The sequence below is a fragment of the Brevibacterium linens ATCC 9172 genome (assembly GCF_900169165.1).
GTDB lineage: Bacteria > Actinomycetota > Actinomycetes > Actinomycetales > Brevibacteriaceae > Brevibacterium > Brevibacterium linens.
In genome coordinates, this window is the sequence record NZ_FXYY01000023.1 from 11651 (window position 1) to 33459 (window position 21809).

A 21809-nucleotide genomic window follows, 5' to 3' on the forward strand; every position below is an offset into this window, starting at 1 on the left:
GCTGAGGAGAAGAATTGACCGCTGAACCGATCTGGCTTCCCGACCCTGACCAGACCCCGCGACCGCAGATCGCCGACTTCATCGACTTCGCGAATCAGCGCACCGGCCAAAGCTTGGCCACCTATGACAATCTGTGGAACTGGTCGGTCAGCGACCTCGACGGGTTCTGGGGTGCGGTCTGGGACTTCTTCGATGTCATCGCCGACGAGCCCTTTACCGAAGTGCTCACCGACCGGTCCATGCCCGGGGCCACCTGGTTCCCCGGGACCCGGCTCAACTACGCCGAACACGCACTGCGGGCCGGCCTTGATGACACCCTCGCCGACGAACCGGCCATCATCACCATCAAAGAATCCGGCGAGCGCACCGAAACCACCTGGCGCGAGCTGCGACGCCAGGTCGGGTCCGTCGCCGCCTGGCTGCGTGAGCAAGGAGTCGAACAAGGCGACCGTGTCGTCGGATACCTGCCGAACACCCAGCACACCCTCATCGCGTTCCTCGCGACCGCCTCGGTCGGTGCCATCTGGTCCGCCTGCGCCCAGGACTACGCCGCCGAAGGTGCGGCAACGAAACTCGGCCAACTCGAACCGAAGGTGCTCTTCGCCGCCGACGGATACCTGTGGAACGGGCAGGCTTTCGACCGCCGCGACCAGGTCGCGGATCTGGCCAACCGGATGCCGAGCCTGCGGGCCGTGGTCGGGGTGGGCAACCTCGGCGAGGAATTCATCGATGAACACGGGCAGATCACGAACCTCACTGCCTGGGACGATATCGCATCCGGGGATGTCGAACCCGAGTTCGCGCGCGTCGATTTCGATACCCCGCTGTGGGTGCTGTACTCCTCGGGCACGACGGGGATTCCCAAGGGGATCGTGCACAGCCACGGCGGGGTCGTCATCGATCACCTGCGCCTGCTGGGTCTCCACCTCGACATCCGGCCGGGTGACCGGTTCTTCTGGTACACGAACACGAATTGGATGATGTGGAACCTCGTCGCCTCGGGGCTGGTAGGCGGTGCGACCACGGTATGCTTCGACGGCAGTCCCCTCTATCCGGGGCCGGGCCGGCTGTGGGAGAGCGCCGCGGACACGGAGGCGAATGTGCTCGGGGTCAGTCCCGGGATCTTCCTGGCCGGGATGAAGGCCGGGCTTGAACCCGGCACCGAATTCGACCTCTCTGCGCTGCGGACGATCGGTGCCACCGGTGCCCCGGTGCCCGCCCACTGCTTCCCGTGGGTGCGCGATGCCGTGGGCGAGCGCGTGCAGCTGGCCTCGACGAGCGGCGGCACCGACGTCGTCAGCGGCTTCGCCGGGTCCGCTCCGAACTGTCCGATCTGGGCTGGCGAGCTCTCACGACCGGTGCTCGGTGTGGCGTTGGAGTCCTGGGATGACTCGGGGCAGCCTTTAATTGGCGAGGTCGGGGAGATGGTCATCACCGCCCCGATGCCGTCGATGCCGGTGAAGTTCTGGAACGATCCCGACGGTGAGCGCTACCGCGACACGTACTTCTCGATGTTCCCCGGAGTCTGGCGCCACGGCGACTGGATCACCATCACCGACCACGGCAGCGTCATCATCTCCGGCCGCTCGGACGCCACCCTCAACCGGCAGGGCGTGCGCCTGGGCAGCGCCGACATCTACGACGTCGTCGACGGCATCCCCGAGGTGGCCGAATCCCTGGTCATCGGTGCCGAGCAGCCCGATGGCGGGTATTGGATGCCGCTCTTCGTCGTCCTGGCCGACGGCGTCGAGCTCGACGACCGTCTGCGCGAGCGGATCCGCGAGGAGCTGCGGACCAAGGCCTCACCCCGGCACATTCCCGATGACGTTATCGCCGTGCCGGCCGTCCCCCACACCCGCACGGGCAAGAAGCTCGAGGTGCCTGTCAAACGACTGATCCAGGGCCACCCGCTCGAACGGGTGGCCAACCCCGACGCCGTCGACTCCTTCGAGACGCTGACCTACTTCGCCCGATTCGCCGAGGCGGGGGACCCCGTCGGCTGAGTCCCTCTGTTCGCGTACGGTGAGGCTATGACTGCACTCTTCACGCTCCCACCGGCCGATATTCTGGTCGGAGTCGACGGCTCGGACAACAGCCGCCACGCGTTCCTGTCCGCCATGACGATGGCCAAGGAGCACAACTGTTCGCTCCGGGTCATCGGCGCCTACAGCGTTCCGGTGATTCCGCATCGTCACGCCCCGAGGATCTCCGACGATCATCATCGCAGCATCGGGCACTCGACCCAGGACCTGCTCGAGGAATATGCCGCCGAGGCGCGTGAGGCCGGCATCGACGCCTCCGCCCAGGCCATCGAGGGAGACGCAGGAGAAGTCCTCGCCGAGGCCAGCCGCTATTCGCGCCTGGCGGTCGTCGGCAAACGTGGCCGCAATCGGCTGGCGAGCCGACTGCTGGGCACAGTCTCGGGCACACTCGCAGCGCGCTCGCATTGCCCGGTCCTCGTCATCCCGCTCCCGGACCACGGCAAGGGTGCACCTGGAACCGAAGATGCCGAGGGACCGAACGCGGAGGCTCAGCAGGCTCAGCCCGGTTTCGAGAACGAGATCGTTGCCGGAATCGATCGGGATTCCTCCGCACTGCCGGTCGCGGAGGTCGCCGCACGTGCCGCCGAACTCAGCGGCCGTCGACTCGCGTTCGTCTCCGTCGTCCCCACTGATGCGGGCAGCTCACGTGGGGCCTCGGCGGACGAGCATGCCGGGGAGTACCGGGCATACGCCGACCATCTGGACGAGGTGACACAAGCGGTCACCGAAAGCGGCAGCGGTCTGGTCTCACGCCTTCAGCTTGTCGAAGGCTCGGCAGCCGACGTGCTTCTTGACGCTTCGCGCAGCGCAGCACTCATCGTGATGGGCAACCGCGGTCGCGGCGGTCCGGCCGGCCGGTTGCTGGGTTCGGTCAGCCGGAGTATGCTGAACCGGGCGGGGTCGCCCGTGCTGATCGTGCCCAACAAGACCGCGCAGTGACGAATCGACCGCGCAAAATTCTACATAGTGTAGAAACAGGCTATAATGGATCCTGACGATGGCGCTTTCGCTGCGGGGTTGTCGCCATCGCTCGGAATCTGTGAAACCCCGGCAGGAGGTTCAAGATGTACGACGATGTCACCGCCGCCGACATGCGCTCCCGTGACCTTGGGGTCCTGGTCGGCTTCGACGGCTCCGACCATGCCAAAGCGGCTCTGCAGTTCGGCGCGACCGAAGCGCTTCGCCGGAAGACGGTTCTGACCGTCGTCACCGCCTATACGGTTCCTGTCCCGGTCTATCCCAATATGGCTTCGCTGCAGGCGCAGCCGGATGACCGTGCCAAGCGGGAGCTCGCCGAGGCGACACTCGATGTGGCCAAGGAATTCCTCAGCGACTACTCGGGTGAACTCATCCTCGGTGTCGCCGAGGGCAACCCCACCGGCACCCTGGCCGATCTCACCAGGCGCGCCCAGCTGGTCGTCGTCGGTGCTCGCGGACGCGGCGGCTTCGTCGGCCGCGTGCTCGGCTCGGTGTCCTCAGCCCTGCCGGCACACGCCCACTGCCCCACGATCGTGTTCCCCGGCACCGACTCCGCCGAGGCGGACGCCGAGCCCGGGAAGTTCGTCGACCACCAGCAGGACGGTCCTGTCGTCGTCGCGATCGACGGCTCAGCCCAGAGCGCCGAGGTGCTCAAGCAGGCCGCGCACGCAGCGGAGGAGACGGCCGCGGAGCTGAAGATTCTCATGATCATGCCGCTGATGGAGGAGTGGCTGTACTGGTACCCCGACGTTCGGCTGCAGAACGAGTCGAGCCAGCGGCGCAAGAACGAACTCGAGAAGATGATCAGAGACGACCACGCGTGGCTGTTCGACGATCACCCGAACCTGGACATCTCCATCGATGTCGAGATCGGCGAGCCCATGGACGTCATCGCCGACAGGACCGCGACAGCGCGGCTGACCGTCGTCGGCAGCAGGGGCCGCGGCGCGGTGCGCAGCGCACTGCTCGGTTCCGTCTCCCGCGGTGTGCTCAACAACGCTCAGGGCGCGGTGATGATCGTGCCCCGCAAGTCGTGATCATCTAGAGGAGAGGGTCCTGTCATGAATGGCACGGTTCCCTTCGCTTCGGCCGATCGCGATGCCGGTGTCCTGGTGGGCTTCGACGGTTCGGAGCCCGCCCGGTCCGCACTGCGCTGGGCCGCCGTCGCTGCGCAGAGCAGCGGTTCGGCCTCACGGTCGTCACCGTGTATCGGCTCCCGCCGATGATGTACACCGGTGAGCCCGCGGTCCTCGTCTCGCCCGAAGCTCGGGCCGAGCGGGATCGGGCCAACCAGCTCCTCGATATCGCGCGGGAGCTTCTGCGCGACTACCCGGGTGAGGTGACGTTTTCAACGGCCGAAGGCAGCCCGGCCGGAGTGCTCGCCGCTCTCAGCGCCCGGGCGCAGACGCTTGCCGTCGGCGCCCGCGGCCGCGGCGGTTTCCTCGGTCAGCTGCTCGGTTCGGTGGCCGCGGCCCTGCCGGCCCATGCGCAGTGCCCCACCGTCGTCGTCCCCGAGGAGAGCCGACCGGCTGGCGGGCAGGATCCGGAAGCCTCCGCCCCCGTGCGGACCGCCGCACCGGTGGTCGCGGGAGTCGATCTCTCCGAAAGCAGCCGCCCGGTCCTGCTGCTGGCCGCGCAGCACGCGCAGCGTCTCGAGGCACCTCTGCAGGTGCTCACGGCGATGCCGCTCCTGCGGGAATGGAGGTACTGGTACCCGGACCTCGAAGTCTACGACACGACCGCAGAGCTTCGTCGGAGCAATCTCACGGGAACGCTGGAGAAGTCGATCGACTGGCTGCGTCAGCGCCATCCCTCCCTCGACATCACGGTCGAGGTCGAACTCGGCGACCCGGGTGATGTTCTTGAGGCGATGACCCGCACGGCGCAGCTGACGGTGCTCGGCACGCGCGGTCGCGGCGCGGTCAGGTCGGCACTGCTCGGTTCCATCAGCCGCGAAGTCCTCAACCGCGCGCAGGGACCGGTCATGGTGGTGCCGACCGAACAGGCAGAGCGATAGTCCCACCGGGGCGCCGCCCTCGCGCGTCCTGAGTATGCGAAGAGCCGTGTCCCGGTCAGGGAAGGATGAGGATCCGGCCCCGCACTCCCCCGCCTTCGAGGGCCCGGTGGGCTTCGGCCGCCTCGGCGAGGTGGAAGGTCGCGCCGATTCTGCTGCGCAGAGGATGATGGCCAGCCACATCGCACCCAGCATGATCGCGATCTCCGCCCACGGACCGGCCGAGTTCGAGAACGACAGTCCGCCCCAGCCGTCTTGGAGCAGCTCGGTGGGGACGGCTCCGATGAAGGCGACCTGCAGGAGGATGTAGATGATGCCGGTCAGGACGATCGAGCCGATCACGGCGAACGGCATGTTCTTCTGCGGGTCCTTCGTCTCACCGGCGAACTCGACTCCCTGGCGGAATCCCAGGTAGGAGAAGACGATGCCGGCTGCCGGCAGTGCGGCGAAGATCGGGGCGAGCCCGTTGGGTGCGAATCCGCCGAACTCGGCCATGTGGAAGTGACCGGGGTTGAAGGCGAGCAGCGCGAGGCCGACGAACACGAGGACGATGACGAGCAGCTTCCACCACACGAGCACGTTGTTGAACTGAGCGAAGAACTTCACACCGAACATGTTGATGACGCAGAAGACCGCGACCATCGCGATGCTCACGAAGATGCCCGGCACGGTGAGGACGAGGACGCCTTCCTTCGACTCCATCAGCCACGGCAGATAGCTCGAGGCGTATTGGATGGCAGCGAGGACTTCGATGCCGACGGTTCCGGCCGCTGACAGCCAGGTGATCCACCCGCTGGTGTAGCTGGCGAACGATCCGAAGGCGTAGTGCGGGTAGCGGACGACACCGCCGGCGACCGGGAACATGACTCCGAGCTCAGAGTAGTTCAGCGCCACGAAGATGATGAGAATGGCGCCGATGGCCCACGACAGGATCGCGGCCGGACCAGCCATGCTGGCGGCGTCGAAAGCACCGAAGAGCCAACCCGATCCGATGATCGCGCCGACTCCGGTGAACAGCAGACCGGTCTTGCCGATATCGCGCTTAAGACCTCTGTCATGGACGCCTGTCACGCTCGTATGCGAGCCCGATGACAGCGGATTTGTTGAGGGCACCTTCGCCTCCCAGATTTGTGAAGGCAGAATATCCGCGGTCAGTCTTCTCTTGAGAGTCGGTGATGTCAATTACATAGCCGGGTTATCAGTCGAGGTCATGGCTTTACAGGGCGACGCGGAAGGGTTCTCGACCAAACGGTCGAATAATGGAAGGTTTCGGGCCACTATGTGGCCGCCGGCGGCTTCTAACCACCCAAGCACCGCTTACGCAGCTACTGTGGAAATATGCGACAGACGACATCTGACCTGAGCCAGCAGGATCTCGAGGACGCACGCGTCATACTCGAGGTCCTGAAACTGGTGCACCAGCAGAGAGGAAATCGAGGCGCCGCCGGCCGCAAGCTGCTCAGGCATGCGACAGATGCCTTCTGGGACAAGCCGCGCGAAACTCGTCAGGGCCACCGGAGACGAGTCGACGGCGCCCTGTGGTCTCCCGCAGCGTTCGCACGTGCGAACCATCCGGAACCACGCCTTGTGGGAGAGCATGTCTACCCGATGAAACTCCGCATCGCCGGCTGGTATGAACGACTCGACAATCAGGAAGTGCCAACGGCCGCTGAAATCGCAGCCGACCTCCTTGCCACGCCATGGGCAATCATCACCGGAGAAGAGGACGAGAAGCTGACACGGGCCAAACTGCGGGACAGGATGCCAGAGGACTGGGACGGCCATGATCTTTGGGCGCGATATCGGCATCCAGACGTCGCCCTCGACGTCGATGGCTTCCGCCCGTTTCCTCAGCAGAAGTCATGATCTGCATAAGCTCCTGAGCGTCCCGAACCAACCGTTCTCCACCCCACCGGAATAGTGTTGGATCGAGACGCCGCCGTCTCGAGAGTTGCCAAACAGGTGTCAATAGACGGTCTGCGCCAACCGGCTCAGCGCCGCACGCACGCGCAAAGCGAATTGCTGACATCCGGCTCTCTCGAGCGCGTCGTCGAGCTGTCGATGATTCGGCTTCGTTTTCCAATAGTCGAACTGGAGGCGGACAATCGGCAGAAGGCACGTCGGCGATGAATCGACAACGAGCATGAAGAAATCGTCCGGAGAGATGATTTCGTACGGTTGGGCATCTGGCGTGGTGGTGATTCCGCTCGGCTTATCAGCAGTGACGACGAGGTCCGAACGGGCTCCCAGCGCCGCCGCATGGACATGGTAATCCTCCGAGTCTGTACCGGTGAACTCGGCATCACCGGGGAAGTCCTGAATCACCTCATCGATGCACTCTTGCATGAGCTCCAAACGATGTCGTGTCACATGCCCAGGCGCAGTGGGATCCTTCTCTCGCATATTGGCCAGCACTTCGGCGAAGACGTCCTCAGTTGAATGCAACTGAAACATGCCCTCGTTGGCTTGCCTCAAATAGTACAGCCAATCGAGGAGGGTCCTACTATAGAAGATGTTTGCGTCAACAAAAACTCGCTGGGGCATAACAGAAGACTAGCTGGAGTGGGACTTCCCACTCCAGCCAGTCGATACTGCCTATCAGTCGGCGAGGAACCCTTCGTGCTCCTCATCCAGGCTGCGCAGCTCTTCGAAGGCAGAACGGCGAGCAGCCGCATTTCGTTGGCGCAGGTCCAACACTTCATCCCTGTTGAAACGCGTATGCGACCCCTTCTTGTAGGAGCCGATTCGGCCTTCGGCCACCCACTTCATCAGAGTCGGCCTCGAAATGCTGAGCAGATCTGCCGCCACCGTGCTGGTCAGCTCCACTGGCAATTGGCCAATAGAAACAGAACCCTGTTGCGCAATCAACTTCAGAGCATGCAATAGTGTCTGTTGAATGCTGGTCGGAAGCTCCACTTCTTCCCCATCGGCGAGGCGCAGCACAAGCGAGGCCCCTCCAGGAATGACAGTGTCTCGGGCGTCCTTGACGGTCTGATCGCTGATCGTGATCCGCTCGGAAGAAGCTAAGGCTGACATAGTCACCCCTTCCCAGGTCTACGTTCATAGCTATACGAAGAGGATAGCAATGTTTCACTTATAAGTGAAGCGGGTTGTGCCTAGCTTCGCCGCTCACCGGGTCGAACAGAGGAACGCTTCGAGCTGTTATCTGAGCCTCAGCGGCTGACGGTCCAGAAACGCACGAGTCCCGCGAGCCTCGATCAGCGGCGGATCAGGTTATCGATACGAGGCAGCGTCGAAAACCTGATTCGTCGTTGAACGACGGGGAGGCCGAACCACAGCCGGCGACCACGGCCTCAGTTCCCCCCAGCCGCCTCGGCGAAATCAGCCGGCGTTCGCCTCCGCGGTCAGGTGAGCCCGTGCCTCGGCGAGCATGGCTTCCCGGGTCGCGATCTTCACGCGCTCACGTCCCTCGGCCTCACCGAGGGCCTTCTCCGCGGCCTCGAGCCGGTGATAGCCCTCCCAATCGGTGAAGTCGACGCCCTTCGACTCGAGCAACTCGACGATCGAATCCGGGTCCTCATACACGGGTCCGGTCAGCGCGCCCGCGGACTGGTCGTCGAGGATGTGGCCGATCGTCTCCAGCGCATCTCCCTTCGTGTGGCCGATCAGTCCCACCGGTCCGCGCTTCATCCAGCCGGTGGTGTACACGCCGGGTACGACATCGGCCTCGGCGGCTCCAGCCTGGGACTCCGCGTCGACGACGCGTCCTTCGTGGTTGGGGATCACACGCTTGTGCTCGTCGAAGGGCAGCTGCGGCAGCTGCGTGCCCGCATAGCCGACCGCCCGGTAGACGGCATCGATGTCCCAGTCGTGGAAGTCCCCGGTGCCGTTGACCCCACCGGTCCCGTCGAGCTCCTGCCGCTCGGTGCGCAGCCCGGTTACCCGATCCTCGCCGAGGATGGCCACCGGCGCGTGGAGGAAGTGCAGGTGCAGTCGCCGCTTCGCTCCCGTCGGCTCCCGCAGGGTGAAGTCGGTGAGCGTCTTCGTCACCTGCTTGGTCTGGTTGTTCGACCGGATCGCCTCCTCCGAGGCCTCGTCGAACTCGAAGTCCTCGGGGTAGACGATGACGTCGACGTCTTTGACCTGTCCGAGCTCACGCAGCTCCAGCGGAGTGAACTTTGCCTGCGCGGGACCACGCCGGCCGAACACGTGGACGTCGGTGACCTTCGAGGACTTCAGGCCCTCGTACACGTGGTCCGGGATCTCCGTGGTGTGCAGGTCATCGGCCTGCTTCGCGAGCACCCGAGCCACGTCGAGGGCGACATTGCCGTTGCCGAGCACGGCGACCTTCTCCGCATCGAGCGGCCAGGTCTGGGCGACATCGGGATGAGCGTCGTACCAGTTGACGAAGTCGGCGGCACCGTAGGAACCAGGCAGGTCGATCCCGGGCAGCGACAGCGGTGCGTCGACGAAGCAGCCGGTGGAGAAGATCACCGCATCGTAGCGGTCGGTGAGCTCGCCGAGGTTGATGTCGGCTCCGTATTCGACGTTGCCGAACAGGCGGATGTCACCGCGGTCGAGCACCTTGATGAGGGCATTGATGATGCCCTTGATCCGCGGATGGTCGGGGGCGACTCCGTAGCGGACGAGCCCGAAGGGAGAGGGCAGGCGTTCGAACAGGTCGATACTCAGTTCCAGGTCGTGTTCGGCCTTGGTCAGCAGGTCGGCGGCGTAGATGCCGGCGGGACCGGCACCGATGATGGCCACTCTGAAGGGAATAGCAGGCATGAGTTTCCTTGATCAGTCGTCGTGGTGGAGCGAGGAGTTGCTCGTCAGAAGGGAGCGTGGAGTCGCTGAGTGTTCAGTCGTCGGTGTTCTGCGGCGGCAGTGCAGCGATGAAAGGATGGTCCTTCTTGACGACCCCGTGGGCGGCTGCTCCGCCCGGGGATCCGATGTCGTCGAAGAATTCGACGTTCGCCGCGTAGTAGGCCTCCCACTCATCGGGCACATCGTCTTCGTAGAAGATCGCCTCGACGGGGCACACGGGTTCGCAGGCTCCGCAGTCGACGCATTCGTCGGGATGGATGTAGAGGGAGCGGGTGCCTTCGTAGATGCAGTCGACCGGGCATTCCTCGATGCAGGCTCGGTCCTTCAGGTCCACGCACGGCTGGGCGATGATGTAGGTCATGGGTTCCTCACGAGTTCGGATGACGATGCGGCAGGCTCGGTCGCCTGGGTGAACGCACCATCGGCGTAGGGGCTCAGGGTCACGACATCACCGGCGACGATCACGGCCGGTGACCGGACGCCTCGGCGAGCCGCGCGGAAGGCGATGTCGCCGAGGGCTCCGATGGTCACCCGCTGATTCTCACCGAAACCGTCTTCGACGATCGCGACCGGGCAGTCGTCACCGCGCCCCGATCGGGCGAGCACCATCGCCGAATTGATGAGTGTGCCCACTCCCATGAGCACGACAACGGTGTGGTCGCGTCCCCCGCCGATCTCGGACAGCTGGTCATGGCCGGTCACGACCGTGTACGAGGTGGCCACACCTCGGTGGGTAAGCGGGATTCCGGCGACCGCGGGAACGGCGTTCGCGCTGGTCACCCCGGGGACGACGCGGACATCGACTCCGGCGGCCCGGCAGGCGGTGACCTCCTCTCCCCCACGTCCGAGGACGAACGAGTCCCCGCCCTTGAGTCGGACGACCCGGTGGCCCATCTTCGCCTGTGTGATGAGGATGTCGTTGATCCCGCTCTGCGGCACCGGGTGGTGCCCCGGCTGCTTGCCGACGTCGATGATCCGGGCATCCAAGGGTGCACCGCGTTCGGTTTCGAGCTGATCGATGACCGATCGGGCGCCGAGGCGGTCGGCCACGATGACATCGGCGCGTTCCAAGGCGCGAAGACCGGTGACGGTGATCAGTCCGAGATCGCCCGGTCCGGCACCGACGAGCAGCACCGTTCCGGGCTGCTGTGGGAGGAAGAGTGTCATGACTGGTCCTCGGTGGATTCGGCGGTGCGGGTGGCCTCGGCGGAGTGGGCCGCCTCGGGAGTGTGGATTCCCGCGGCGAGGGTGTTGCCCGTCTGCGGGTCGATGACGACGAACGCTCCGGCCGTGCCGTGGTCGCGGAAGTCCGGGACCGGCAGTTCGGCCGACAGCTTCACCCGGGCCAGGCCGATGTCGTTGCCGGCGAGCACCTCGGCGTCCTCCAAGCCTGAGGTCTCGAGGTTGCGTTTGGCCTCGATGGTGACGATCCCTTTCACGGTCGTCGTCCCCGTCTTGATGAGCACCCGATCCCCCGTGCGCAGGCCCTCGGCCGTGAACGGGAACACCTCGGCGCGCAGTTCCCGGCGCGGGGTGGGCAGGGTGCCGGCCGCGGCGATGACGCTGCCACGAGCGGTATCGACGTCATCGGCCAACCGCAGCGCCACCGACAGCGGCGCACTCGCGGTCTCAAGCGGTCCACTGGCAGTATCGATGCCCGTCACCCTCGTTGTCAGCCCGGCAGGATGGATCTCGATCTCATCGCCGAGGCTGACCCGCCCGGCCGTGATCTGTCCGGCCACGGCCCGGTAGTCCCGGAATTCCTCGGGGTCGAGTCCCGGTGCCAGTCCCCCTTGCGGACGCAGCACGGTCTGGACGTCGAGGCGGAAAGCCTCGAGGTCGGCGGTGTCCTCATCCGCGCTCGGCAGGGTCTCGAGGAGTTCGAGCAGTGCCGGGCCGGAGTACCACGGTGTGTTGTCCGAGGTGGTGGCGATATTGTCCCCGGCGAGCGCAGAAATCGGAATGAGGTGCGGGGTCTCCAACCCGATCTCGTCTGCGAGGGTCTTGATGTCGTTTCCGACGGTCTCGATCGCTGCCTGGTCGTAGTCGACGAGATCGATCTTGTTGACGGCGATGATGACGTGGCGGATGCCCAGGCGGGACACGACGGTCAGATGTCGGCGGGTCTGTTCGGTCGCTCCGGTGCGGGCGTCGATGAGGACGACGACGGCATCGGCGGTCGAGGCTCCCGTGACCATGTTCCGCGTGTACTGCACGTGTCCGGGGCAGTCGGCGAGGATGAACGAGCGACGGTCGCTGGCGAAGTACCGGTAGGCCACGTCGATGGTGATGCCCTGTTCGCGTTCGGCCCGCAGACCGTCGGTGAGCAGAGCGAAGTCGAACTCACCTCCAAGGAACCCGCGTTCCCGGCTGGTTGCGGTGACGGCGGCGAGCTGGTCGGCGAGGATCGCCTTCGCCTCGTGGAGGAGCCGGCCGACGAGGGTGGATTTGCCGTCGTCGACGGATCCGGCGGTGGCGAAGCGCAGCAGCGTCTTCGTCGTCGTGTCCAAGGTCGCGGTCGCCTCGGTGGTGGTGGCGGTTGCGTCAGTGGTTGTCGTCATCAGAAGTACCCGTCCTTCTTGCGGTCTTCCATCGCCGAGGCCGAGATCCGGTCGTCGGCGCGAGTGGCTCCGCGCTCGGTCACAGTGGTGGCGGCCACCTCGGCGAGGATGGACTCGAGGTCATCGGCGCTCGATTCGACGGCTCCGGTGCAGCTCATGTCTCCGACGGTGCGGTAGCGGACCTTCTCGGTTGTAACGGTCTCGCCGTCGCGTGGGGTGGAGAATTCGCCGGTGGCCCACCACATGCCGTCGCGGGCGAAGACTTCGCGGTCGTGGGCGAAGTAGAGCTCGGGCAGGTCGATGCCTTCGCGGGCGATGTAGCTCCACACGTCGAGTTCGGTGAAGTTCGAGATCGGGAACACGCGCACGTGTTCGCCGGGCAGGTGGCGGCCGTTGAAGAGGTTCCACAGTTCGGGGCGCTGGCTGCTGGGGTTCCAACCGCCGAACTCGTCGCGCAGGGACAGAATCCGCTCCTTCGCGCGGGCCTTGTCCTCGTCGCGGCGGGCGCCGCCGAAGACGGCGTCGAACCTCCCGCCGGTGATGGCATCGAGCAGCGGCTGGGTCTGCAGGGTGTTCCGGGTGCCGTCGGGGCGTTCGCGCAGGCGACCGTCGTCGATGTAGTCCTGGACCTTCGCCACCGTGAGGTCGAGGCCGTACTTCTCTGCGGTCTCGTCGCGGAAGCGGATGATCTCGTCGAAGTTGTGTCCGGTGTCGACGTGGAGGAGTCCGAACGGGATCTTCGCCGGCCAGAACGCCTTCGCCGCGAGGTGGAGGACGGTCACGGAGTCCTTGCCGCCGGAGAAGAGCAGCACGGGGCGTTCGAATTCGGCGGCGACCTCACGGATGATGTGGATCGCTTCGGATTCGAGGACGTCGAGGGTGGACAGGCTCGCGCCCGGGTTGTGGGTGGGTGCCGCCTCGGTGGTGGTGTGGGTGTCGTGGTTGTACTGGGTGTCGATGCTCATGTGTGGAGTCCGCATTCTGTTTTGGTCGATCCGGCCCAACGGCCGGCGCGGGGGTCTTCCCCTTCGGCGACGGGGCGAGTGCAGGGCTGGCAGCCGATCGACGGGTATCCCTGCGACAGCAGCGGGTTGACCGGGACGTCGAAGGCGCGTGAATAGTCGAGGAGGTCGTCGAACGACCATGCGGCCAGGGGGTTGACCTTGACGAGGCCGTTCTTCTCATCGAAGGTGATTAGCGGCGTGTTCGTCCTGGTGGGAGCCTCGTCGCGGCGGACTCCGGTGAACCAGAGTTCGTAGCCGTTCAGCGATTTCTTCAGTGGTGCGACCTTGCGGCGGGCGCAGCACAGGCCGGGGTCGCGGGCGAAGAGGTCCTTGCCGAATTCGGCGTCCTGCTCCCCCACGGTCTGCTCCGGAAGGACGTCGACGATGTGGACGTCGACACGGCGGGCCACCTCGTTGCGGGTGTCGTAGGTCTCGCGGAAGTGGTAGCCGGTGTCGAGGAAGAGGACGTCGACGCCGGGCTGGTACTGGGCGACGTAGTGCGGCAGGGCGGCGTCGGCCATCGAGCAGGCCACGGCGCAGGCCGCGGTGTCGAAGTTCCGGGAGACCCAGCGGATAACGTCGGCGGGGTTGGCCTCGGGAACACCGCCCGCCGGGTCACCGGCGAGTTCACGGGCACCCGCCTCGGCGAGGGCTTTGAGCTCTTCGACGGGACGCGGTTCGGGGCGGGGCCGCGTCGGTGTCTGAGTTGTTGCTGCCGGGTTGGGGGATGCGGTCGGGGCCGGGTTCGTGGTGCTCATTTCAGCTCCTCTTCGTCGACGCGGTTGGCCCATTCGGAGAATGTTTCGGTCACCCCGCGTCCGGCGAGGAAGCGGCGGACGAGGGTTTCGACGTATTCGGTGAGGTTCTCGGCGGTGACCTTGAGTCCGCGGACGGTACGGCCGAGGCCGGCTTCGTCGCGGTCTTTCGAGGCCAGGCCTCCGCCGACGTGGACCTGGAATCCGGGGACCTGTTCGCCTTCGTCGGTGGTGACGATCTGGCCTTTGAGTCCGATGTCGGCGGTCTGAATGCGGGCGCAGGAGTTCGGGCAGCCGTTGAGGTGGAAGCTGATCGGGTGCGGCAGCTCCTCGATGTCGGCCAGCCGTGCTTCCAGTTTCTCGACGGCGTCGGCGGCGGTCTGCTTGGTCTCGACGATGGCGAGTTTGCAGAATTCGATGCCGGTGCAGGCGATGGTCGAGCGGCGGAAGAGGTCCTTGCGGCTGGACAGGCCGAGGGCGTCGAGTCCGGCGACGACGTCATCGACATCGGCTTCGTCGATGTCGAGCAGCAGGACCTTCTGGTGCGGGGTGGTGCGCAGGCGGGTGGATCCGTACTTCTCGGCGAGGTCGACGAGCTGGCCGAGCAGGGTGCCCGAGGCGCGGCCGGCGATGAGGGTGACGCCGATGTAGTAGCGGCCGTCGGCCTGTTTGTGCACGCCGACGTGGTCGCCTGCGGTGATCGGTTTGGCCGGTGCCGGGCCGTCGGCGAGCTTGTAGCCGAGGTATTCGGTTTCGAGGACCTCGCGGAACTTCTCCGGACCCCAGTCGGCGAGCAGGAACTTCAGTCGGGCTTTGTTGCGCAGGCGGCGGTAGCCGTAGTCGCGGAAGATCTGGGTGACGCCGAGCCAGGTGTCGACGACCTGGTCGGGGGCGACCCAGGTGCCGAGGCGTTCGGCGAAGCGGGGGACGACGGACAGGGCGCCGCCGACCCACAGGTCGTAGCCGACGCCGTGTTCGGGGTGGTCGACGGCGACGAAGGAGCAGTCGTTGATCTCGTGGACGACGTCCTGGCTGGGGTGGCCGGTGATCGCGGTCTTGTATTTGCGCGGCAGGTTCGACAGTGACTGGTCGCCGATGTAGCGGCGGGAGATCTCTTCGATCGCCGGGGTCGGGTCGATGAGTTCGTCGGCGGCGATGCCGGCCACGGGTGAGCCGAGGATGACGCGGGGGACGTCGCCGCAGGCTTCGGTGGTCTGGAGTCCGACGGCTTCGAGGCGGCGCCAGATCTCGGGCATGCTCTCGATCTCGATCCAGTGCAGCTGGATGTTCTGGCGGTCGGTGAGATCGGCGCTGTCGCGGGCGAATTCGGTGGAGATGTCGGCGATCGTGCGCAGCTGCTCGGTGGTGAGCTTGCCGCCGTCGATGCGGATGCGGAGCATGAAGTATTCGTCTTCGAGCTCGTGCGGTTCGAGCTTCGCGGTGCGGCCGCCGTCGATTCCGGGCTTGCGCTGGGTGTACAGGCCCCACCAGCGGAAGCGGCCGTGCAGGTCGTCGGAGGCGATCGAAGAGAATCCCTGCTTAGCATAGATGGTTTCGATCCGGGCGCGAACGTTGAGGCCGTTGTCTTCGGCCTTGTCGATCTCGTTTTTGTTCAACGGTTCATGGCCGTCGATCTTCCACTGCCCATTGGACTTCTTCGGGCGGGCAGGCCGCTTTGCGGCTCGTTTACCTGCTGTTTCCTTGTTCTCTTCCACCTGAGTGGACATTGCTGTCTCCAAACGTTGAGGGGAACCAGTGATGAGTCACGCTACATGAATGCCGAATTGCTCAACAACTTACCGGAGGTGATTGTGTCATGGAGTGACATATGGCGTCACGGTCTGTCGGTCTGCTGTGGGTGCGGTCAGGCATTGAGCATGTCCGGGGCAGAGGCGTGGGGTTGGGTGCCGGCATGACCGCGGGGCTGGGTGCATGCGCGGACTCGGTCACGGACGACATCGACGAGCCGGGGCGGCACCTCGGCGCCGCTGTTTCCGTTGGTGAGCAGCGGCGGAGAAAGGACACCGGACGAGTCACTGCCGCCGTCGACGAGTTTGCGCGCGAGGTCATCGAAGAAGCCCGGCGCCAGCAGATAGTTCGCAAGCGCGGGGCGGGTTCCGCGGCTACGGCTCTTTTCGACGAGCTCCTTCAACGGCACTCCCCCACCGGCGAGGAAGCCGACCTCGACTGGACGCTCGAGCTCTGCGGCCAACAGCCTGCCCATCTCACGACATGACTCGTTCGCCCGCTCGTCGCTCGATCCGGCAGCGGCGAGGATGACCTCGTCGTTGTCGCTCAAAGCCGGAAGTCGATCGGCGAGGATCTCTGCGAGCCTCGGATCGGGGCCGAGCGTGGGGGCCCGTCGAACATCACGGCCCGATTCAGCGGCACGACCGACCGCCTCGGCGAGGTCGACATGGACGTGATACCCCGGCGAGAGCAGAAGCGGCACGAGGATCACCGGACGGTCGGCGGGCAGGCGGTTGATCACCTCGTCGACGTCGGGTTGCTGGACGTCCACATGGCCGAGCATGACCTCGTCGGCAATCCCGCGAATGCGCAGGTCTGTGGCGATCTCTGCGGCGAGCACCTCGATGAGGACTTGGCCGGTCGGCGATGAGGTCCCGTGGGAGATCAGCCCCACCGACGGCAGCCCCGTCATAGCGCTCCTTCCTCAGCGATTCTCTGCGTAAGCCTCTGAGCCCGTTCCCGCACCTGCCCCGGGGCCGTCAAGGTCACTAGGCAGACTGATTGCTCAACGACTGAGCAATCAGGGCGAGCAGTGATCGTTCGGATTGAATACACTCGCATAGCGTAACCCATCCGCATCGGCGCCGCATACGGGCTGTTCATCGGCGAAATTTCGCCATCTGGCGTCATCTTTCGACACACGGCGACCGAGTTCGTAGGATTGCCGTGGATTTCCCAATCTGCTCAACAGTTTCGCTAGTGTGTGATGTCAACGCACTTCTGCGCGTCCGACACGTCCGCTGAGTCGACGTCGTCCTCACCGTCTGCGCCTCCACCTCCTTCGCGTCATCCACGAAAGGCAAGCACATGCGTCAGCTCATCGTCCTCGGGATCGTCGGCCTCATCGCTCAGCTCATCGACGGATCATTGGGGATGGCCTATGGGGTCACCTCAACCACGCTGCTGCTCGCGGCGGGGACGGCACCTGCGGCCGCCTCGGCGGCGGTGCACTTCTCTGAACTGGGCACAAGTCTGGTGTCAGGGATCTCCCATCACCGGTTCGGCAATGTCGACTGGCGGACGGTGGGCATCCTCGCCGGGCCCGGCTTCATCGGCGCGGTCCTCGGGTCGACTTTCCTCGCCAGTCTCAACGGGGAGGCTGCGACCCCGTGGATCTCGGGGATCCTGCTCGCGCTCGGGGTGTACGTGATCTGGCGGTTCCTCGCTTTGGGTGGGAAGCGCCCGGAGTTCAAGTCACGGCCGAGTGCGGGGATGCTCGTGCCGGTCGGTTTCGTCGGTGGAGCGCTCGATGCCATCGGCGGTGGCGGCTGGGGTCCGGTCGGGACGACCACGCTGCTCTCATCAGGCCGTTTGGAGCCGCGGAAGGTCATCGGGTCGATCGATACGAGTGAGTTCGTCGTCGCCGTCGGCGGTTCGCTCGGGTTCCTCATCGCGTTGGGATCGCAGGGCATCGAGTGGCAGATCGTGGCGGCACTGCTCATCGGCGGCGTCATCGCAGCCCCCTTTGCCGCGTGGCTGGTGAAGCTGCTGCCGGCGAAGGTGCTTGCGGTCGCCGCGGGCGGAATCATCATCCTCACAAACATCCGTACCATCCTGCTCACCTTCGGACTCGACGCGTCGACGGTGTGGCTGACGCTCGCCGGCTTGGCTCTCGTCTGGTTTGCCCTCATCGCCCACGTCGTCCGCGTCGAGCGGGCAGCCGCGAAGGCCCGGAAGGCTGAGGAAGCCGCGGAAGCTGAGGCCGAAGCGACCATCGGCAGCTGATCACCGCCGCCTACCCTTCTCAATCAACGCGAAACTTGAAAAGCACGTCGCTAGTGACGTGCTTTTCAAGTTTCGCGTTGATCCGCGTGAGGTGATGGCGAAAGTCAGCGCTGGCTGTAGAGCTTCCGAGCCATGATCACGCCGATGAGAGACAGCAGCGACAGGCCGGCGTAGTAGAAGCCGGGCACGGTCAGCAGACCCGTCGCACCGAGCAGGGCGGTGAGGATGAGCGGGGCGAAGCCGCCGAAGATCGCGACGCCGAAGCTGTAGGCGATGGTCATGCCGGAGCTGCGGACCTTGACGGGGAACAGTTCGGACAGCAGGGCCGGCATCGGGCCGAAGTAGAAGACCATGAACAGGCCGACGATCGCCTCGCACAGGGTGAGGACGCTGATCGACGGGTTCGCGGTCAGGAGGATGAACATCGGCCATGCGACGATGATGCCGACGATGGTCGTCGGGATCATCACGGTCGTCGGACCCACGCGGTCGGCCAGGCGGCCGGCGAACGGGGCACCGGTGAGGGTGATGACACCGGCGACGACGGCGCCGGGGAATGATGCCCAGGCGTCGAGGCCGAGGTTGGTGACGGCGAACTGCGGCAGGAAGGTGATGAGGTAGACCGAGATCGTGGCCATCGCGATGATGAGGAACGCGGAGAACAGGCGACCGAAGTTCTCACTGAGGAGGACGCGCAGCGGGTTGTCGGTCTTCTCGGCGGCCTTGAATTCGGGAGTGTCGTCCATCTTCGAGCGGATGTACCAGCCGACGGGTCCGATGAGCAGACCGAGGGCGAAGGCCACACGCCAGCCCCAGGAGTGCAGGGCCTCTTCGCTCAGAGTCGAGCTGAGAATCCACGAGATACCGGCGGCCAGGAACATTGAGATGCCCTGGGTCGCGGTCTGGAAGGAGGCGTAGTAGGCCTTGCCTCGTTTGGCATTCTCGGTGAGGAAGGCTGTGGCGGATCCGAATTCGCCGCCGGCGGAGATGCCCTGGATGATGCGAGCGATGATCAGGCCGATCGCGCCCCAGATGCCGATGGTCGCTTCGCCGGGCAGGATGACGATGATGAACACGCCGAGGGTCATCAGACCGATCGTCAGCGACAGGGCGGACTTGCGGCCGTGCTTGTCCGAGTAGCGGCCGATGAGGATGGCGCCGAGCGGGCGGACGACGAAGGTGATGGCGAACGTCGCCCAGGTCATCAGCTGCGCGGACAGGCCCTCGCCCGGATAGAAGACCGCCGTGATCGAGGTGGCCATGAATCCGAAGAGGATGATGTCGTACCACTCGAGGGCATTGCCCAGTCCAGCCGCGAATACGGCCTTGCGGGCCCGCGACTTCTCTTCGCGGGACTCGACGGGTGTCTCAGTCATCGTGTGCCTCTTCTTCTAGGTGACCGACTGCCGTGGTCGGCGGAGCCGGTGGTGGTTCGTTGGCTTACGGGATGCAGGCACCGTTGCTCGCCATCCGGGGCCGGTGTTGCTGGCTGTCGTTCTGTTCGGTGTCTCCGATCTGACGAGCGTGGCCCTGTTGTCGTCAGCGTGACGATTGTAGTCCGGTCATACCCGGTCGCAAATACTGTCTCAGCAAGCGTCCGGCACGTCAGTGCTGGTTGTTACGATCACGATATGTTGACCGAAGCCCGCAATCCTGCCCCTGCCACAGCGGTCGAGGTGCGCGGCGCCCGCGTGCACAACCTGCAAAACATCGACGTCGACGTCCCTCTGAATACCCTGGTGGAGACTCATGACTGACAGCGATACCTACAGCCAAAGTGACGACACTGACAACAGTGACACTTCACACTTGCAAAATGACAAATATTGAGTGTAAGTTTCGTTCATGGAGCTGACGAAGAACTACCTCAACGCAGTTCTCGATGATCTGCGTGTCCAGCGTGGAGATACAACCGACATCGAGGTCAAACGCTCTGCGAAAGAACTTCCTCGCGACATTGGGGCCACGATTTCGGCTTTTGCCAATATGCCCTCCGGCGGATTGCTCATACTCGGCGTCGATGAAGCAAGCGACTTCTCCATAAGCGGCGTTTCAGATCCAGCAACAATTGAAGCAGGAATTGTCAGTGTGACACGCTCAACTGTCAGTCCTCCTCCACAACTGACGACCGAAACCATCCACTATGACGGCATCGCGGTTGTCATGGTTCGAGTCGCCAGCCTTCCCGCACAAGACAAACCTGCAAGATACAAAGGAGAAGCTTATCTCCGTCAGGCCGACGGCGATTACGTGATGAGCCCAACCGACATCCACATGTTGGAGGTCACCCGGCTGAATGATGTCGAACGAATTCAATACGATGCTGAGTCGGTTCCAGGAACTTCACCAGACGATCTTGACGATGATTTGACCACTGCGTTTCTCAACCGAGCACGGAACACCAAGCGGTTGCGCGACCAGGATGATCTTTCGGTCCTCAAACAACTGGCAATCGTGACACATTCAAATGAATTGACTGTTGCAGGTCTCTATGCCCTAGGCATCTACCCACAGGGTCGGTTGCCCGCTCTGCAAGTAACCGCTGCGGTCCAACTTCCTCGCGACGGCGGAAACGCTCGGACACAGAACCTCCGGCATTTCGATGGCCCGTTGCCGATTCTGCTGGAAGAACTGATGGAGTGGACCGTTGCCAACCTAACTTCAAGGCAGGAGTACATGGCGAACGGTCACCTTCGCAATGTGCTGGAAATGCCGTCAAGAGCTATTCGGGAGGCCATTGCAAACGCGCTTGTGCACCGCGATCTGGGCCCGGATACCGTCGGATACGGAAAATCCGTTCAAATCCGCATCAGTGAAAAAGCCCTAACCATCATCAGCCCGGGAGGCCTACGCGGTCTCACTCTGTCACAGATCACCAGCAGCTCCCCTGCTCAGGTTGCTGTGAATCAGCGTCTCTACCGAATTGCGAAGGACCTTCGAACATCGGACGGCGAGAACATCATTGAGGGAGAAGGCGGAGGAGTGAAGGAGATCCTACGGTCCACAATGGAGTCTGACCTTCGCCGCCCGCGCCTTTCCGACAACGGCGTTCAGTTCGTCGCCAAGCTTTGGCGCGGTTCCGCGTTCTCCAATGAGGATACTGCGTGGCTGAAGGACGCTGCCGACGGCCGAGAGCTTACGCATCTGCAGAAGCAAGTAATGCTGAAAGCCCGAGATGAACAACCGCGGGATATTGAGGCGCTTCGAAGCGAGTTCTCCCCGTTGACTTCTGAAGAGGCCAGAGAGCAGCTGAGTCAGCTGGTTCGCTGGCATCTGTTGGAAACTGAATTCGACAGTGACGCCCGTCAATTGGGGCCGCGCGAAGAACAACGTGTCCGCCAACCTGACTCGAATTCGCAGACCAGCCCTGTCGCGTCGGAATCTGACTCGGATTCAAGACTGACAAAGAATGCTCCCGCTGTGTTCGACGCAATCTCGTCTGGTTCGTCCACTGTTGCCGCGATTGCCGAAAGTACTGGTCTGACGACGCGGCAGACTCGGTACGCGATCAAGGATCTGCTTGCGCATTCGCTGATTCTGATGGAAGGCGGTCAAGGCCACCGCACAACGAACTATCGTGCAAGCTGACGAATCAGCCTTCTTCGCTGTCCGACTTCATACGCCTTCTCCCGCCGGACGGGTCTTCACCATGTACCGACGGTAATTACAGCCGCGCCGGAACCCTGGCTCTG

At 64.3% G+C, this 21809-nt stretch carries 19 protein-coding genes and 1 pseudogene; 8 read left to right on the forward strand and 12 right to left on the reverse strand.

What is annotated here, in order from left to right:
* Nucleotides 1-14 precede the first annotated feature (14 nt).
* The 4 genes from BLIN9172_RS14395 to BLIN9172_RS18880 all read left to right on the forward strand — a co-directional run bounded on the left by BLIN9172_RS14395 (nt 15) and on the right by BLIN9172_RS18880 (nt 5037).
* On the forward strand, nt 15-2003 hold the full coding sequence (locus BLIN9172_RS14395; protein ID WP_101555648.1) for an acetoacetate--CoA ligase: 1989 nt from the start codon (nt 15-17) through the stop codon (nt 2001-2003).
* A 27-nt stretch (nt 2004-2030) separates the two neighbouring features.
* Nucleotides 2031-2981 carry a universal stress protein gene (locus BLIN9172_RS14400; RefSeq protein WP_101555649.1) on the forward strand — a complete coding sequence of 317 codons (951 nt, stop codon included), beginning with the start codon at nt 2031-2033 and terminating at the stop codon, nt 2979-2981.
* A gap of 125 nt (nt 2982-3106) precedes the next feature.
* Entirely contained in the window at nt 3107-4057 is a 951-nt protein-coding gene (locus BLIN9172_RS14405; protein ID WP_101555650.1) for a universal stress protein, read from the forward strand.
* Nucleotides 4058-4245: 188 nt separating this feature from the next.
* Nucleotides 4246-5037, forward strand: coding sequence for a universal stress protein (locus tag BLIN9172_RS18880; protein WP_373270466.1), 792 nt, complete (start codon nt 4246-4248; stop codon nt 5035-5037).
* A 186-nt stretch (nt 5038-5223) separates the two neighbouring features.
* Here the strand turns inward: BLIN9172_RS18880 and BLIN9172_RS18885 are convergent.
* Nucleotides 5224-6147: pseudogene (locus BLIN9172_RS18885) on the reverse strand (APC family permease); the annotation flags it as partial.
* Nucleotides 6148-6372: 225 nt separating this feature from the next.
* On the opposite strand from BLIN9172_RS18885, the gene BLIN9172_RS14425 reads away from it, so the two are divergent.
* Nucleotides 6373-6900, forward strand: a complete 528-nt coding sequence (locus tag BLIN9172_RS14425) for a hypothetical protein (protein WP_101555652.1) — start codon at nt 6373-6375, stop codon at nt 6898-6900.
* A 99-nt stretch (nt 6901-6999) separates the two neighbouring features.
* Here the strand turns inward: BLIN9172_RS14425 and BLIN9172_RS14430 are convergent, their stop codons facing one another.
* The 10 genes from BLIN9172_RS14430 to BLIN9172_RS14475 form a co-directional block, all read right to left on the reverse strand.
* Nucleotides 7000-7578 (reverse strand): PIN domain-containing protein, encoded by a 579-nt coding sequence (locus BLIN9172_RS14430; RefSeq protein WP_101555653.1) that lies wholly within the window; start codon nt 7576-7578, stop codon nt 7000-7002.
* A gap of 54 nt (nt 7579-7632) precedes the next feature.
* Nucleotides 7633-8070 carry a helix-turn-helix domain-containing protein gene (locus BLIN9172_RS14435; protein ID WP_101555654.1) on the reverse strand — a complete coding sequence of 146 codons (438 nt, stop codon included), beginning with the start codon at nt 8068-8070 and terminating at the stop codon, nt 7633-7635.
* Between the two features lie 306 nt (nt 8071-8376).
* Nucleotides 8377-9783, reverse strand: coding sequence for an FAD-dependent oxidoreductase (locus BLIN9172_RS14440; RefSeq protein ID WP_180956979.1), 1407 nt, complete (start codon nt 9781-9783; stop codon nt 8377-8379).
* 73 nt (nt 9784-9856) lie between these two features.
* Entirely contained in the window at nt 9857-10183 is a 327-nt protein-coding gene (fdxA, locus tag BLIN9172_RS14445) for a ferredoxin (RefSeq protein ID WP_062239356.1), read from the reverse strand.
* Nucleotides 10180-10989, reverse strand: a complete 810-nt coding sequence (gene cobA, locus BLIN9172_RS14450; RefSeq protein WP_101555655.1) for a uroporphyrinogen-III C-methyltransferase — start codon at nt 10987-10989, stop codon at nt 10180-10182. The genes fdxA and cobA overlap by 4 nt, the downstream gene beginning before the upstream one ends.
* Entirely contained in the window at nt 10986-12383 is a 1398-nt protein-coding gene (locus BLIN9172_RS14455; protein ID WP_101555656.1) for a sulfate adenylyltransferase subunit 1, read from the reverse strand. Before BLIN9172_RS14455 ends, cobA begins: the two co-directional genes overlap by 4 nt.
* The gene (gene cysD, locus BLIN9172_RS14460; protein WP_101555657.1) at nt 12383-13348 is read right to left on the reverse strand and encodes a sulfate adenylyltransferase subunit CysD; all 966 of its coding nucleotides are present in this window, start codon (nt 13346-13348) and stop codon (nt 12383-12385) included. Before cysD ends, BLIN9172_RS14455 begins: the two co-directional genes overlap by 1 nt.
* Nucleotides 13345-14145: a phosphoadenylyl-sulfate reductase gene (locus BLIN9172_RS14465; RefSeq protein ID WP_101555658.1), complete on the reverse strand. Its 801-nt coding sequence runs from the start codon at nt 14143-14145 to the stop codon at nt 13345-13347. The genes cysD and BLIN9172_RS14465 overlap by 4 nt, the downstream gene beginning before the upstream one ends.
* The gene (locus BLIN9172_RS14470) at nt 14142-15869 is read right to left on the reverse strand and encodes a nitrite/sulfite reductase (RefSeq protein WP_101555659.1); all 1728 of its coding nucleotides are present in this window, start codon (nt 15867-15869) and stop codon (nt 14142-14144) included. Before BLIN9172_RS14470 ends, BLIN9172_RS14465 begins: the two co-directional genes overlap by 4 nt.
* A 137-nt stretch (nt 15870-16006) precedes the next feature.
* On the reverse strand, nt 16007-16804 hold the full coding sequence (locus BLIN9172_RS14475; RefSeq protein ID WP_101555660.1) for a sirohydrochlorin chelatase: 798 nt from the start codon (nt 16802-16804) through the stop codon (nt 16007-16009).
* Nucleotides 16805-17199: 395 nt separating this feature from the next.
* On the opposite strand from BLIN9172_RS14475, the gene BLIN9172_RS14480 reads away from it, so the two are divergent.
* Nucleotides 17200-18117: a sulfite exporter TauE/SafE family protein gene (locus tag BLIN9172_RS14480; RefSeq protein ID WP_101555661.1), complete on the forward strand. Its 918-nt coding sequence runs from the start codon at nt 17200-17202 to the stop codon at nt 18115-18117.
* A 104-nt stretch (nt 18118-18221) separates the two neighbouring features.
* Here the strand turns inward: BLIN9172_RS14480 and BLIN9172_RS14485 are convergent, their stop codons facing one another.
* Entirely contained in the window at nt 18222-19493 is a 1272-nt protein-coding gene (locus BLIN9172_RS14485) for an MFS transporter (RefSeq protein ID WP_101555662.1), read from the reverse strand.
* A gap of 255 nt (nt 19494-19748) precedes the next feature.
* Here BLIN9172_RS14485 and BLIN9172_RS18630 point away from each other — a divergent pair, with 255 nt between their 5' ends.
* Both BLIN9172_RS18630 and BLIN9172_RS14490 read left to right on the forward strand, forming a co-directional pair.
* Nucleotides 19749-19874: a hypothetical protein gene (locus tag BLIN9172_RS18630; protein ID WP_257904174.1), complete on the forward strand. Its 126-nt coding sequence runs from the start codon at nt 19749-19751 to the stop codon at nt 19872-19874.
* Nucleotides 19875-19962: 88 nt separating this feature from the next.
* Nucleotides 19963-21705 carry an RNA/DNA-binding domain-containing protein gene (locus tag BLIN9172_RS14490; RefSeq protein WP_101555663.1) on the forward strand — a complete coding sequence of 581 codons (1743 nt, stop codon included), beginning with the start codon at nt 19963-19965 and terminating at the stop codon, nt 21703-21705.
* The last annotated feature ends 104 nt before the right edge of the window (nt 21706-21809 follow it).

Excerpts from the sequence above, each read along its gene's own strand:
- BLIN9172_RS14400 (WP_101555649.1), top strand. The coding sequence starts at position 2,031 with ATGACTGCACTCTTCACGCTCCCACCGGCCGATATTCTGGTCGGAGTC.
- BLIN9172_RS14470 (WP_101555659.1), bottom strand. The coding sequence starts at position 15,869 with ATGTCCACTCAGGTGGAAGAGAACAAGGAAACAGCAGGTAAACGAGCC.
- cobA (WP_101555655.1), bottom strand. The coding sequence starts at position 10,989 with ATGACACTCTTCCTCCCACAGCAGCCCGGAACGGTGCTGCTCGTCGGT.
- cysD (WP_101555657.1), bottom strand. The coding sequence starts at position 13,348 with ATGAGCATCGACACCCAGTACAACCACGACACCCACACCACCACCGAG.
- BLIN9172_RS14440 (WP_180956979.1), bottom strand. The coding sequence starts at position 9,783 with ATGCCTGCTATTCCCTTCAGAGTGGCCATCATCGGTGCCGGTCCCGCC.
- BLIN9172_RS14455 (WP_101555656.1), bottom strand. The coding sequence starts at position 12,383 with ATGACGACAACCACTGACGCAACCGCCACCACCACCGAGGCGACCGCG.
- BLIN9172_RS18630 (WP_257904174.1), top strand. The coding sequence starts at position 19,749 with ATGTTGACCGAAGCCCGCAATCCTGCCCCTGCCACAGCGGTCGAGGTG.
- BLIN9172_RS14480 (WP_101555661.1), top strand. The coding sequence starts at position 17,200 with ATGCGTCAGCTCATCGTCCTCGGGATCGTCGGCCTCATCGCTCAGCTC.
- BLIN9172_RS14435 (WP_101555654.1), bottom strand. The coding sequence starts at position 8,070 with ATGTCAGCCTTAGCTTCTTCCGAGCGGATCACGATCAGCGATCAGACC.
- BLIN9172_RS14425 (WP_101555652.1), top strand. The coding sequence starts at position 6,373 with ATGCGACAGACGACATCTGACCTGAGCCAGCAGGATCTCGAGGACGCA.
- BLIN9172_RS14465 (WP_101555658.1), bottom strand. The coding sequence starts at position 14,145 with ATGAGCACCACGAACCCGGCCCCGACCGCATCCCCCAACCCGGCAGCA.
- BLIN9172_RS14490 (WP_101555663.1), top strand. The coding sequence starts at position 19,963 with ATGGAGCTGACGAAGAACTACCTCAACGCAGTTCTCGATGATCTGCGT.
- BLIN9172_RS18880 (WP_373270466.1), top strand. The coding sequence starts at position 4,246 with ATGTACACCGGTGAGCCCGCGGTCCTCGTCTCGCCCGAAGCTCGGGCC.
- BLIN9172_RS14485 (WP_101555662.1), bottom strand. The coding sequence starts at position 19,493 with ATGACTGAGACACCCGTCGAGTCCCGCGAAGAGAAGTCGCGGGCCCGC.
- BLIN9172_RS14405 (WP_101555650.1), top strand. The coding sequence starts at position 3,107 with ATGTACGACGATGTCACCGCCGCCGACATGCGCTCCCGTGACCTTGGG.
- fdxA (WP_062239356.1), bottom strand. The coding sequence starts at position 10,183 with ATGACCTACATCATCGCCCAGCCGTGCGTGGACCTGAAGGACCGAGCC.
- BLIN9172_RS14430 (WP_101555653.1), bottom strand. The coding sequence starts at position 7,578 with ATGCCCCAGCGAGTTTTTGTTGACGCAAACATCTTCTATAGTAGGACC.
- BLIN9172_RS14475 (WP_101555660.1), bottom strand. The coding sequence starts at position 16,804 with ATGACGGGGCTGCCGTCGGTGGGGCTGATCTCCCACGGGACCTCATCG.